Genomic DNA, 13,300 nt, shown 5'->3' on the forward strand with positions numbered 1-13,300 from the left:
CTCTAAAATGCAATTATGGTTTGTCTTGTCTTAGCCATTGGCGAAGAGCATCGATTGTTTCTTGGTTGACTGTTAAAAGTTGATGATAAAGCTGTTCTAATAATGTCCGGTGGCCTGCTTTGTAATAGCGTTCAAGATACTGGCATGCTAATTCCAAGCGAGCTGTACCAAGATATACTGCGCCACCTTTTAATTTATGTGCAATCTTTTCAATTTCACTCCAATTGTTAGTCGTGTAAGCTTTTTCTATCTGATAAATATCGTCTTGTCTTCCTTCAGAGATAAATTCTCTTATAAGTTCTTGGAGCAGCGTGAGATTACCATCAAAGTGTTTAAGGGCTTCTTTCTCGCAAAAAATTGGCAAATGCCCCAATTCAAATAATTCTCTTTCTGTCGCAGGTAACTCTTCCCCCAAACCTTGCGAAGAAATTGTCTTGGTATTTTGCGTCTCCTCAGAATGTTTAATATATTTATTAACAATATTCTGAATCATATTCAAAGTAATCGGTTTGGTAAAAACATCATTCATACCGGCTTTTAAACACTCAGCTTGCATAACGCCAGTAGTATGTCCTGTCAAGCCTATAATAGGTATTGGGTTTTTAGTATGCGCTATCTCCCATTCACGAATTTTAGCAACAAGTTCATTACCTGACATTCCCGGCAAACCAACATCGGTGATTATAAGATCAAAATGATTTTCTTTAGCCAACTCTAAGGCTTCCTCTCCTGTAGAGGCCGATTTAAAGCGGTATCCGTTTTTAGAAACCATTGTTTCTAATATTTTTGCAGCCAGCATATTATCTTCAACTAATAAAAGAAGTGGTTTTTTTTCATTTTCGTTTGTAGGGTGTGATAACTTCGTCAGGCTAGAAGAAGTTAGTGGAGTAGGAGAGTGGAATTGAGACCCAGCCAATTTTTCTATTATTACGTCTCCTTCTACACCTTTTCGACAAGAAAGCTCGAAATACACTGTTGTCCCAACCCCTTCTGTACTAGAGAGCCCAATTTCCCCGCCCAATAATTCAACATAAGAACGCACAATATGTAACCCAAGGCCGTAGCCTTTATAAATTCCTTTGTATGAAGGGGTTGCTCGGAAGAAACGATCAAATACTTTGTCTTGTATATTTTTAGAAATCCCAATTCCTGTATCAGACACACTGAATTTTAGTCGAATATCTGAATCATTACTTTCAAGACAAGAGATTTGTATAGTGATATGTCCGGCCAAAGTGAATTTAATAGCATTACCTAGCAAATTAAGTAGTATGCGGTGTATTTTATTGCGGTCACTTACAATATATCTAGGGACATTCCTATCAATATCAACATTTAGTCCTAAATTCTTTAATGTAGTAGTGGGGCGCTCAAGTTTTACCAGATCTGCTATGCATTGATATAAATCAAAAGTATCAAGATGTATATCATTTGCATCCATACTGCCAACGCTAACATCCCGAAGAATATCGTTTAACATTCTTAGTAATTCTTCACCACTATCATAAAGCATACGAGCATCTTTCTTTTGCTCTGGGTCATCTAAAGTATTTTCTAGTATTTCAGAAATGCCAATAACACCAATGAGAGGAGTGCGAATATCATGACTCATATTGGCTATAAATTCGGTTTTTGCACGACTAGCTGCTTCTGCTTTTTGTCGAGCAATAATTAAGTCTTGTTCTAAATTTTTCTGCTCAGTGATATCCATTGATGTACCAATAATACCAACTATCTCATTTTTCTCATTATATAAAGGACTTTTTATGGTTAATTCAGTAATAACTCGTCCATTGGCTAATTTTGCTGGCTCCTCTCTCTTGTAGGTTTTATTTTCTCGCATTACCTCCAAATCAAGGTTGCGCCAATCTTGAGCAAATTCTTTCCAACATAAATCAAAATCAGTTTTTCCGAGTACTTGTTCAGGTTTGTCAAAGCCGGCCATGTTGGCAACAAATTGGTTACAGCCCATATAACGACCTTCTTTATCTTTCCAATAAATTGCACCCGGTAGCGTATTTATAATAGCATTTATGTAGGATTTTAATGCTTCATTGGTTCTATCAATAACTGTAAATATCGCTAAATAGGACGAGTTTATGTAGGCGATTAAAAGTGTATATTCGAAGTTTAAGTTTTTATCACTTAGCTCAGATTGCTCAAACAAAGTCGAATTTACCTTATTCATTAAATTAACAATATTTTTTTTATCGAGATTTAAGTGACTAATTGCATCAGCAAAAGGTTTATTCTGATAGTAAGCTAATTCTAAAAAATAGTTTTTATCTGTTTTGAGAATGATATGTTTAATTGTATGTTTTTTGTCAATAAAAAATACAATTCTTTCGGCTTCCTTTAGAAAAGAAAGAAAAAAAAGGCTATTAATTTTTTCTTTCATCGTTTGATTAGTTGGAGAGGATGCTTGAGTAACCATTAATATTCCTTTTCGATTACTGGTAAGGTGGCATCAAGTAAGTTTTCAATATAGATTGCCACTTTTTCCATCGTATTGTGCTGATGAAATTCATGATAAGTCATATGTAAATGGAAAGTTTCATTAATAGTAGCCAAGAAATAATACATGGATAAGGAAGAAACTCCATGTGTCCAAAATTCTTCTGTGATTAGCACATTATCACCTGTAATATTAAGCCACATTTGTTTTAACTTGGATAAAATCGAATTATTACCACCTTGTTCATTATTATAGGCGGTAGGAAGAGATAATTTCTTTTTATCCAGCTTACCATTAATTGTCTGTGGCCATTTTTCAACCCATATATAAATAGAGGGATTTACCCAGGTCATCACATGCTTTTTAACGTGCATTTTTATATGATCAAAACAAAATTTCTGTAGCCACGGACTAAAAGGTTCCCTGCAATGGGCATGAAAAGAGTCAATTTTCTCCTTTTCAAAAGGACGTATTAGTTCTTTCGTATTAGAAACAGGAACTAATAGCATTTGTATATAATTTTGCGGTGCATTATGTTGATAATGAATAAATCTTTCATAGCCATTCAATTTTTTATGGATTAGAGCATGCGCAATGGTTTTATTTTTTTCATTCAATAATATTGGATTTTTTAACAAATTTTCCAAGTGAGTATTTTCACGAATTGATAACGCATTGCAAAGGGTATCAAGATAGTCGTAAGGTATACTCTGGATTTTAATTGGTCTGGGAGTTTGATTAAGAATATCCGTTATATCGTCTTCAGAATTAAATGCATTAAACGCGATTGTTTGACACTCGAGTTGCATCACTTCTTGCTCAATATGTAATATCACATCGTAGCGAAAATAATTAAGCTCATTTGGATAAAGACCATGCTTAACATTGATATCTACCCAGCTTATTCTCTTAAATTGTTCTTTCAATGCATAAAAAAATAGGGGAGACAATACAATTTCACTATCCCTTGATTTGTAAAATAAATGTGACGGATATCCATCCTCTTTCTCGTGGTGATGACAATAATGTTTAATACCAAGAAAGACCTCTAACAATTCAAGTGAGCGTACATCACCAATCAGTATCCTACCACCAGTTTTAGTCGCTTTGATCAGTTGTCTAAGAGAGTCCATAAGTGATTTTATACTTGGTAAATATTGAATCACTGAGTTAAGAATAATGCAGCTATATTGGTTTGTTTCGTGGATATTAATGATTGATTCCAGTTTGAATTCAATTTTGTTCAAATGAACGTTAGGAACAATTGATTGAACATAATCAATAGCTTTTTGCGAAATTTCAACTAATGTTACTTGTTGTGCTTTCGGTAAGTAATCTAAGAGTAGACTTCCAGTACCACACCCAACTTCAAGTACATGAGTAAGGTCAGCATTTTGAATATATCTGCGAATATTAATATATGATTCCGAGAGCTCATCCGCTTGAAATGTTTTTCCTGTAAAGGAATTTTGCCAACCACATGTATTTACAATCCCACTTTCAAATTCTTTGGCATGAGTGTAGGTTTCATCATATATCGTTTCCATATAGTAGGATGAATCTTTGCTGATAATATTTGAATGGTGTGAAAATAGCGATTCCTCATCAATTTCCACATAAGCAGCCAGGGTTTTGTAATAATCATTGTGCTCATGGATCTTTACGACAGCTTTTTTTACAAATATTTCCTGTTCAATCGAAGCTTCTATTTCCCCTGCCTCAATACGAATACCACCAAATTTTAATTGATCGTCTTTTCTTCCCACATAGCAGATCGTGTTGTTATCTGTTTTAACAACTAAATCACCGGTTTTGTAAAAACGGTCTCTTTCTTTCTCATCATGAATAAATTTAATATTTGTCAGTTCTTCCGCATTTAAATAACCTCTTGCAACGCCTAGCCCCCCTATATAAAGTTCAGCTTGATTGGAGTCGTCTTCATAAACTAGTTTAAGAGTAGTATTTGCAAGAGGTTGACCTAAAGGAACAGATTCAGTGGTTATTGGGCTTTTTAAATGATAAATCATCGACCACATACTGGTTTCAGTTGGTCCATAGACATTCCAAACATTCCCTTTTTCATATTGCAGTTTTAAAGCAAGACTGGTTTTAAACTTCTCACCACCAACTAAAATTCTTATTGAACCATTATTATTCCAATTGTTTTTTAATAATATTTCCCAAGTTAATGGGGTTGCTTGGATAAAGCTTACTTTAGAATTTTCTAAATATTGTTTTATCTTTTTCCCGTCTGCTACAACACCATGCTCGGTCAGAACAATAGGGGCACCAAGCGTTAATGGCATTAATAATTCAATTAAAGAAATGTCAAAAGTGTAATCGGTAAGAGCGAGGAAGCAATCTCTATTTGATAGGGCTAAAGTCTCAATTAATGAAGAAAATAAATTCATCATAGATTGGTGTTCAATCAAAACACCTTTGGGTTTTCCAGTTGACCCAGAGGTATACATCACGTAAGCAAGCTCATTATGACAATATGTATACTCCATAGAGAGATTGTTATTATTGTCAGCATACAGATTCTCTGGCCTAATTGCCTTTACGCTACTCGGCAAATTAAATTGGATTGCCGTATCACAAAATAGGAGTTTAGCCTTGGTTTCTTCTAAGATATATTCTATACGTGAGCAAGGAGAAGATGGGCTTATTGGCAAAAAAGCGCAACCTGATTTTAATATACCCACCATGGTGATAATAATATTAGGAGTCCTCTCTAATACCAAAGGGATGATGGTTTCTTTAGGAAAATCAAACCTAGAAATTTCATGGGCTATATTGTTTGATAATCGATTTACTTCTTCATAACTATATATATTTTTTCCAAAATATATTGCAGGCTTATTCGAAAAATTTTCAACTACAGAAGAAAATTGTTTAATAAAGTGAGGTAGCATTCCCCATTCTCCCTTGTTTGTTTCTATTGGTAGCAATTACCATTAGTTTAGATTTCAGGATTAATTTATTACACTATGCAAAAATAACTGATGGTTAAACTTATATTTCTAATTTCTTCAAGTCGTATTTACAACTACTGAGTTTAAAACTCCTCTTTAGTCTCGAGTAGAGGATGCTTATCAAGTAATTTTTTTCAGTATCTAATGTATCAACTGCAAGAACTTGCTTATTGGCTTTATTAGCAGAAGATATAACGAATTGATCAGGTAGGAGTTGAGCACGAATTTGTCTAGTTAATTCATTAACCGATAACCCAGGTAAGCCGATATCGGTAATAATTAAATCAAAATCTTTCGATTTTGCTATTTCAAGCGCATCCTCGCCATCGGCGGCAGAAGTATAATGGCATCCTGGTTTTTCTGTATATCCTCCAATCATTTGTAACGCGATTGAATTATCTTCGACCAGCAAAAGGGTGGTGCAAGAAATCTTATTTTTAGGAATCTCAAGGATACTTGCTTTGCCTGGCACACTTTATCTCCTTTTAGTACCAATAACGTACAAAATGGCAGCAAAAGCCATTCCTTTAATAAATGGCAAATTTTGGCCAAGTACCAATGGCTGCGTAATATATCACAACAATTGCCTAAGGAGGCTCCAATATTTTCAATATGGTAACAAAAAATATCTTTTCCTATCATTTCACTAGCCAAGGACAAGCATTGAGGATAAACAAGTTTGAGAGATTGTTTGTTGGTCTTGTCTTATCGGCCCGGAGTGATGTTAAAAATTTCATATAATTCAGTGTATTAGTCTGCTAATTCATAAAATAAGCACCCTTCCACTAAGTCTGATTATCAAAATAATCAGACTTAGTATCGCAATTGGACTACCAAGCGCATTCATTCCCTTTTGATTCCCTGATTACTCTAATCTCCCTCAATCTTTCTGAAAGCAAATAGATTTTTATACAAAGAATGATTTAAGAATACTCCTCTTTATATTTTTGTTTAAATTTTAATCAAATATGATATAATGTCCTCTTTACAAATTGAAATTGATAACAAGCATTGATACCATCGCCGAGTTTATAATCCGTAGTAACAGTGTTGAATTATGAATTACAAAGTTGAACTAGAGAAAGAACACAATAAATACAAGGTTCTTTCCCAAAAAAGAAATGAGTTAATCAATGATTTTTGTAGTTTGGATCATACAATTGAAGAACTTAGTCAGTTAAGACAAGCACATAAAGAATTAGTTATCGCTATTTCAGAAGTACTGCATAAAAGTTCAGAACTGATTCAAAAAGCGTTTTATGCAACAACTCACATAACGGAGAATCATTACAGTGATGAAAAGATATAATCCTTTAGATGCACAAAAAACGTTTGGTATTCTTTTTATTGAAAATGGTGCCCTCGCCTGTATAAAAAGCTTTTTTATTGTCTTATTAAGTTGGTCGTTGCGTACTAACACAGCCCCTGTCCCTGTTTCTGTATGGATACTTAGCTATTTTGCTCTTTGCGCTTACTTTACCTGGAAGCCTAAATTAACCCGATTCCTAGTTAACAGAAAGCAAAGAAAAACAGCTAAAGATGATTAGTATTTTTATTTTCATCATCGATCCACTGGCTAGTTATTGAGCATGCTTTTAACCGCTTTAGTTCATTAGGATTTGACAGTCTATACACATTTTTATCCACAGATTTTGTGGATAAATTCAATACCCCTCTAAAGAAAGAAAATACCTCAATGCCTTATAGGGCAAGGATTATCTCTTAAAATAGGCGTTTTTTTTGTAATGCTTGTCGGGAAGAGCGAAGAATTATCCACAGGATATTAGAAGAAGTAAACAGACCTACCGCGCAGACGATAATAAACAAATAAATAATAAAAAAACAGTCTTGACTAAGAATATTTTTATAATGACGAGTCAATCTTGTAAATAACAGGACATGAATTTCATTCCCTCATTCGAGGCACCATAATCTCCAATGACTGCAGCACCCCAATGGCAATAAGGAGAGCTGCATAACTATTTGAAATGTCTCCATTTATTCTTTTTTACAGATGAGATGAAAAAATAATCCAGTTTTAGCTTATCTAAAAATGACATGTCATACATGGCAATAATTTTTTTATTCTTTTTGTACACAAAAGCAAATTGCTTATTTAGATAATCTTCAGTTAAATAGATGTTCAAATTCCACCAAAGTGATGCAAACTTCAATTTTTACATCACTCTGCAATAAAACACTTATACCTCATAACTAGAAACAAACTTCTCCTCTTGATTATCTACTGAAACTGGTGGCGGCTCAAATTGGAAAAATCGGGAAAGAATCCAGGATTTTCTTGTGGGATAACTCTCGGAAGACTTTTCTCGAAACGGAGCTGGTGAATGAATAGCGAAAGGTTTTTCTTGCGTATTGCCTGTATTATCGGTGGCATCCATCCTATCCAACCCAACATCAGCATTTGTTGATGGTTCAGAAACAGAGTCCTGCAAATCATTGATTTTTCTTTTTTTAACAATAGACTTAGGCGCCCCTTTAGACCTGACTTGAGGTGAAGGTTGCTCAGGATATTCTCTTTTTGGGACACTTGCTTCCTCGCTATTCCTATTTTCTAATAAACTCGTTGCCTCACTGACTAATTCATCAACTGAGCTTATAAACCTATTATCAAATCCTAATTGCTGTTGAGTAGCCTCATCCTTATAAGATTTTTTTAAAAGAGCAGAAAAACTTCTCCCTACAGTTATAATCTTTCTTAATGCCTCAGGGACTACATGAGGAGAATTTTTAACATAGTGAAAGAAAATTTCTGCTCTACGGAATTTAATCTCTTCCTTTCTATAAACTGCTTCCATTAACTGATTTGAAAGTAATGGCGTCATACTGGTATAAGGGAGGGAGCGGGTATATTTGCTAATTATCTTATAGCACTCATCCGCTTCTTCAAGCTGTTGAAAACACTCTTTACGAGTAGCACTCACTTTCATCGCAAGCGCATACGCTATATAACTTTTCCCGATTATTAACAATGATTGATTGCATGGCTCAACCTGGTGAGCCATGGCTGTTGCTAAGAAGGATTTAAGGGTGCGTTTATCTACTTGCTCATATAACCTTATATTGTCTGCCAATAGCCTGGGATTTTTGGTAACCAAAAATCTTTCGTAATTGAAATGAATTTCTTCATAAATTTCTATTATATTAGTCATATTATCTCTCTAAATTATAAGCATATCCCTATGGTTTCATAGATGCTTCGCTATTGAGAATATGACAGCGAAACTCTCTCAATTTCAAAAATAGCTGGCAATTATGAAGTAAACACAACAATTGTAAAAGGGAAAATTTCCACTTCAAAAGCCTAGTTGGAATGGAACCTGGAAATGATGTGGTTTATTGTTGTTGTATGAAACAACAAACAGTTTTTTTATCATTATTTTAAGTTTTACCGTTAACGCGAGTTTTTGTTATTTTCATGAAGGCGGAAATCTATTTTTAACCAATCCCTTGATTTACAAGGTAAATATAAACCAGTTCCCCGCTTGCCCAGGAAGATAAAAAATACTCACTTAGGGCTCAGGATAGTTTGAAAATCCCTTCGATCAATTCGAAATTTTAGAGCTCCCCTCCCTGTTCTCATTGCTTACAAAAAAATTGAGTAGGAGTCTTCTCTTTATAAAGCCTGTTGAGTCTAAGCGAGATGGCAGCAGCCACAACAGAAACTTATCAAAGAATTCTTCTTTATAAAAAACCTGCTTTGATCTATGCTGGAAAACCTTAGGTCTTTGTTTTATAACAATGAACACCATTAGAGTGAGGGAAATCACGATGGATTTTATACTACCTGGTATGACTCTGCTCTTTTTCGGTCTTTGTCTCGCCTTAATCAACTTTTTTGATTCATTATCGCGGAGCGAACGATGATCACATACCTGATTTGTGGGTTAATTACCCTCGCCCTACTGATTTACTTACTGTTTGTTTTATTCAAACCAGAGGTATTTTGAAGATTATTTTATAGTTTGTTCGCTAGATTAATTATGGCTTGATTTTGAGCATGCCCGTAGGAAAGGACTCTATGACTGAGATAGGTTTATTACAAATTTTTTTCTACCTGTTAATCCTCCTTGCCTTGGTAAAACCTTTGGGCTGGTACATAAACAGCGTTTATGAAGGTAAAGCTTGGGGATTACATTATCTTGGCGCTCCACTGGAGAAATTCATTTATCGACTTAGCGGCATCAAACCCAAGCAAGATATGGATTGGAAACGCTATCTTTCTGCTATGCTCGTTTTTAACTTATTTGGCTTATTAGCCGTTTATCTAATCCAACGCTTGCAAGCCTACCTTCCTCTCAATCCACAACAATTCATTGCCCCCTCCCCACACCTGGCATTTAATACCGCTGCCAGTTTTGCAACCAATACCAATTGGCAATCCTATGGCGGGGAAACAACAATGAGCTACTTAACGCAAATGCTCGCTCTTACCAGCCAAAATTTTCTTTCTGCAGCTACAGGCATGTCTCTCTTGATTGCCCTAATCCGTGGCATCACAGGTAACGAAACGAAACATTTGGGGAATTTTTGGGTAGATACCGTTCGCGCGATTCTTTATATCTTGCTGCCATTATCATTGCTTTTTGCGGTCATTCTGGTCTCACAGGGTGTGATTCAAAATTTTAAACCTAATCTAACGGTTAGCTTACTACAACCGATTAGTTTTCACGCGGAACAAATATCGACAGAAATTAAAACCCAAGTCATCCCTATGGGCCCTGTTGCTTCGCAAATTGCCATTAAACAATTGGGTACCAATGGTGGTGGATTTTTTAATGTCAATTCGGCGCATCCTTTTGAAAACCCTACGCCATTAACTAATTTTTTAGAAATTCTTGCTATTTTGCTGATTCCTGCTGCCCTTTGTTATACCTTCGGGATCATGGTTAATGATAGACGTCAAGGATGGGCTATATTAGCCGCGATGTATCTTGTATTTGTTCCTTTCGTTATTTTTACAGTCGTTGCAGAACAAGCAGGAAATCCAGCCCTCTCATCTTTAGGGGTTGAGCAAAGAGCACAATATGATAGTTATCCCGGTGGTAATATGGAAGGCAAAGAAACCCGCTTTGGAATAGTTAGTTCTGCTCTCTGGTCTATAGCGACCACCGCTGCTTCTAACGGCTCGGTTAACTCCATGCTTGATTCTTATACACCCTTAGGGGGATTTGCACCTCTCTGGATGATGCATTTGGGCGAGGTCATCTTTGGCGGTGTTGGATCAGGTTTGTATGGCATGTTAATGCTTGTCATTATTACAGTCTTTATTGCCGGCCTTATGGTTGGAAGAACACCTGAGTATTTAGGTAAAAAAATTGAACCTTATGAAATGAAAATGGCCTCCATTGCAGTTTTAATTATGCCTCTTATAGTCTTGCTTTCTACTGCAGTAGGCTCTGTTACTGAAATGGGAGTAAGTTCGATTGGTAATCCCGGAGCACACGGATTTAGTGAAATTCTCTATGCCTTCACTTCGATGGGAAATAACAATGGTAGCGCTTTTGCCGGGCTCAATACGAATACTCCTTTTTATAATCTGCTGGGTGGTTTAATAATGCTGGTTTCGCGCTTCTGGATTGCAATACCAGCCTTAGCTGTGGCTGGTTCTCTTGTAGGCAAAAAAATAAGGCCACATAGCTCAGGAACCTTGGCTACGCACACACCTCTTTTTATTCTTCTTCTTATCGGTGTCACTATCCTCATCGGCGCACTGTCTTTTCTTCCGGCATTGGCTCTAGGACCAATCGTTGAGCAATTACTACTTTGGGGACAGCATGGGCGCTAATACACATCGATCTTCCCTATGGGATTTCGGCATCATAAAGATGGCAGTACGCCATTCGTTTTTAAAGTTGACACCTCTTCATCAAATTCGCAACCCGGTCATGTTTTGTGTTTATATCGGTTCATTGATAACAACCGCACTGTTTATTCAAGCTTTATTTGGGGAGGGAGAAGCCTCGCCAAAATTTATTTTAGCAATCACCTTGTGGCTTTGGTTTACTATCCTTTTTGCTAATTTTGCTGAAAGCATGGCAGAAGGCCGCGGCAAAGCACAAGCCCAAGCCTTACGCAAAGCCCGCCGTGAAATACAGGCAAAGAAATTGGCAAAACCAGTTAAAGGCGCAAAAATCACTTTGGTTCAATCCGCCCTCCTGCGTAGTGGCGATATCGTGTTCGTTGAGGCAGGCGATTTCATTCCTAGCGATGGTGAAGTCATTGAAGGGATTGCTTCTGTAAATGAGAGTGCTATCACAGGAGAAAGTGCGCCAGTCATTCGCGAAAGCGGCGGTGACCGCAGTGCGGTAACTGGGGGAACCCAAGTTATTTCGGATTGGCTCATCGTGCGTATTACTTCTAATCCCGGTGAAACTTTTTTAGATAAGATGATTGGCCTGGTGGAAGGTGCCAAACGCCAGAAAACACCTAACGAGTTAGCGCTGACTATTTTACTCGCAGCATTAACTATTGTCTTTTTATTGGTCTGCGCTACGCTTTTACCCTTCTCTATTTACGGTGTGATATCAGCCAATGCAGGCAAAGTGGTAACTATCACGGTATTAATAGCACTCTTTGTCTGTCTGGCGCCCACAACCATTGGTGGTTTGCTTTCAGCGATTGGCATTGCTGGCATGGATAGAATGATTCAAGCCAATGTCATTGCTATCTCAGGACGTGCGGTTGAAGCCGCAGGTGATGTCGATGTTTTACTATTAGATAAAACAGGGACAGTTACCTTAGGAAATCGTGAAGCAATTGAATTTATTCCGGCAGAAGGTGTCAGCATTGCAGCCTTGGCTGATGCCGCTCAGCTAGCCTCATTGGCTGACGAGACACCAGAGGGGCGTAGTATCGTCATTTTGGCTAAAGAGAAATATGGATTACGTGGCCGCAATATTTCCAAACTAGGTGCGACCTTTATTCCCTTTACTGCTGAAACAAGAATGAGTGGAGCGAATTTACCAGGACGACAAATTCGTAAAGGAGCAGCGCAAGCCATTAAACATTATACTCAGGAAATAGGTGGTACTTTTCCAAATTCAGTGCAAGAAAGTGTCGAGATCATTTCTCGTCAAGGTGGGACAGCACTTGTTGTGGTCGAAGAAAAAAAAATATTAGGTGTCATTCACCTCAAGGATATTATCAAAGGTGGTATCCGTGAACGTTTTGCTCAACTTAGGCGCATGGGAATCAAAACAATCATGGTAACAGGTGATAACCCATTAACAGCAGCAGCAATCGCCGCAGAGACCGGTATCGATGATTTTTTAGCCGATGCCAAACCAGAGGAAAAACTTAAACTCATCCGCAGATTACAAGCACAAGGCCATTTGGTTGCTATGACAGGTGATGGAACCAATGATGCCCCTGCTCTAGCCCAGGCTGATGTGGCTGTTGCGATGAATACAGGTACACAGGCAGCAAAAGAAGCTGGTAATTTAATTGATTTGGATTCCAATCCTACTAAATTAATTGAGGTCGTTGAAATAGGTAAACAATTGCTAATGACGAGAGGCGCTTTAACTACCTTTAGCATTGCCAATGATGTCGCAAAATATTTTGCAATTTTACCGGCTGCATTTGCGAGCACGTATCCCGCATTAAATACATTAAATATTATGCACTTAGCCACGCCTGAAAGTGCTATCCTATCTGCAGTCATTTTCAATGCTCTTATCATTATTTTTCTTATTCCACTTGCACTTCGCGGCGTGAAATATCATCATGTTGAAGCGGCTAAGTTGTTGCGAAGCAATGTTCTTATTTATGGATTAGGCGGTTTAATCGTGCCTTTTATTGGGATTAAACTGATTGATTTGCTCTTATCAGGATTGGGTCTAGCATAAGG

General features: G+C 37.0%; 9 protein-coding genes. 5 read left to right on the forward strand and 4 right to left on the reverse strand.

What is annotated here, in order from left to right; genetic code table 11:
- Positions 1 to 13: 13 nt before the first annotated feature.
- The 3 genes from DYC89_RS08155 to DYC89_RS08165 all read right to left on the reverse strand — a co-directional run bounded on the left by DYC89_RS08155 (position 14) and on the right by DYC89_RS08165 (position 5,902).
- A complete protein-coding gene (locus DYC89_RS08155) occupies positions 14 to 2,434 on the reverse strand; it encodes a PAS domain-containing sensor histidine kinase (RefSeq protein WP_115221339.1) in 2,421 nt (806 codons plus the stop codon).
- Positions 2,434 to 5,370 carry an amino acid adenylation domain-containing protein gene (locus DYC89_RS08160; RefSeq protein WP_115221340.1) on the reverse strand — a complete coding sequence of 979 codons (2,937 nt, stop codon included), beginning with the start codon at positions 5,368 to 5,370 and terminating at the stop codon, positions 2,434 to 2,436. Before DYC89_RS08160 ends, DYC89_RS08155 begins: the two co-directional genes overlap by 1 nt.
- Positions 5,371 to 5,470: 100 nt before the next feature.
- The gene (locus DYC89_RS08165) at positions 5,471 to 5,902 is read right to left on the reverse strand and encodes a response regulator (protein WP_115221341.1); all 432 of its coding nucleotides are present in this window, start codon (positions 5,900 to 5,902) and stop codon (positions 5,471 to 5,473) included.
- Positions 5,903 to 6,487: 585 nt separating this feature from the next.
- Between DYC89_RS08165 and DYC89_RS08170 the strand changes: the two genes are divergently transcribed.
- Together DYC89_RS08170 and DYC89_RS08175 are read left to right on the forward strand one after the other, a co-directional pair.
- Positions 6,488 to 6,739 (forward strand): hypothetical protein, encoded by a 252-nt coding sequence (locus tag DYC89_RS08170; protein WP_115221342.1) that lies wholly within the window; start codon positions 6,488 to 6,490, stop codon positions 6,737 to 6,739.
- A complete protein-coding gene (locus tag DYC89_RS08175; protein ID WP_147285493.1) occupies positions 6,723 to 6,977 on the forward strand; it encodes a hypothetical protein in 255 nt (84 codons plus the stop codon). The genes DYC89_RS08170 and DYC89_RS08175 overlap by 17 nt, the downstream gene beginning before the upstream one ends.
- A gap of 654 nt (positions 6,978 to 7,631) precedes the next feature.
- On the opposite strand, the gene DYC89_RS08185 is transcribed toward DYC89_RS08175, so the two are convergent.
- A complete protein-coding gene (locus tag DYC89_RS08185; RefSeq protein ID WP_115221345.1) occupies positions 7,632 to 8,600 on the reverse strand; it encodes a hypothetical protein in 969 nt (322 codons plus the stop codon).
- 711 nt (positions 8,601 to 9,311) lie between these two features.
- Between DYC89_RS08185 and kdpF the strand changes: the two genes are divergently transcribed.
- From kdpF to kdpB, 3 genes are all read left to right on the forward strand, one after another.
- Positions 9,312 to 9,398, forward strand: a complete 87-nt coding sequence (gene kdpF / locus DYC89_RS16945; protein WP_082646665.1) for a K(+)-transporting ATPase subunit F — start codon at positions 9,312 to 9,314, stop codon at positions 9,396 to 9,398.
- Positions 9,399 to 9,469: 71 nt separating this feature from the next.
- Positions 9,470 to 11,236 (forward strand): potassium-transporting ATPase subunit KdpA, encoded by a 1,767-nt coding sequence (gene kdpA / locus DYC89_RS08195; RefSeq protein ID WP_115221346.1) that lies wholly within the window; start codon positions 9,470 to 9,472, stop codon positions 11,234 to 11,236.
- The gene (kdpB, locus tag DYC89_RS08200; protein ID WP_115221347.1) at positions 11,226 to 13,298 is read left to right on the forward strand and encodes a potassium-transporting ATPase subunit KdpB; all 2,073 of its coding nucleotides are present in this window, start codon (positions 11,226 to 11,228) and stop codon (positions 13,296 to 13,298) included. The genes kdpA and kdpB overlap by 11 nt, the downstream gene beginning before the upstream one ends.
- Positions 13,299 to 13,300: the final 2 nt, after the last annotated feature.

It is taken from the genome of Legionella donaldsonii (assembly GCF_900452385.1).
Lineage (GTDB): Bacteria > Pseudomonadota > Gammaproteobacteria > Legionellales > Legionellaceae > Tatlockia > Tatlockia donaldsonii.

Coding starts and splice junctions, on each gene's coding strand:
- kdpB (WP_115221347.1), top strand. CDS start 11,226: ATGGGCGCTAATACACATCGATCTTCCCTATGGGATTTCGGCATCATA.
- kdpF (WP_082646665.1), top strand. CDS start 9,312: ATGATCACATACCTGATTTGTGGGTTAATTACCCTCGCCCTACTGATT.
- DYC89_RS08170 (WP_115221342.1), top strand. CDS start 6,488: ATGAATTACAAAGTTGAACTAGAGAAAGAACACAATAAATACAAGGTT.
- DYC89_RS08155 (WP_115221339.1), bottom strand. CDS start 2,434: ATGGTTACTCAAGCATCCTCTCCAACTAATCAAACGATGAAAGAAAAA.
- DYC89_RS08185 (WP_115221345.1), bottom strand. CDS start 8,600: ATGACTAATATAATAGAAATTTATGAAGAAATTCATTTCAATTACGAA.
- DYC89_RS08160 (WP_115221340.1), bottom strand. CDS start 5,370: ATGCTACCTCACTTTATTAAACAATTTTCTTCTGTAGTTGAAAATTTT.
- kdpA (WP_115221346.1), top strand. CDS start 9,470: ATGACTGAGATAGGTTTATTACAAATTTTTTTCTACCTGTTAATCCTC.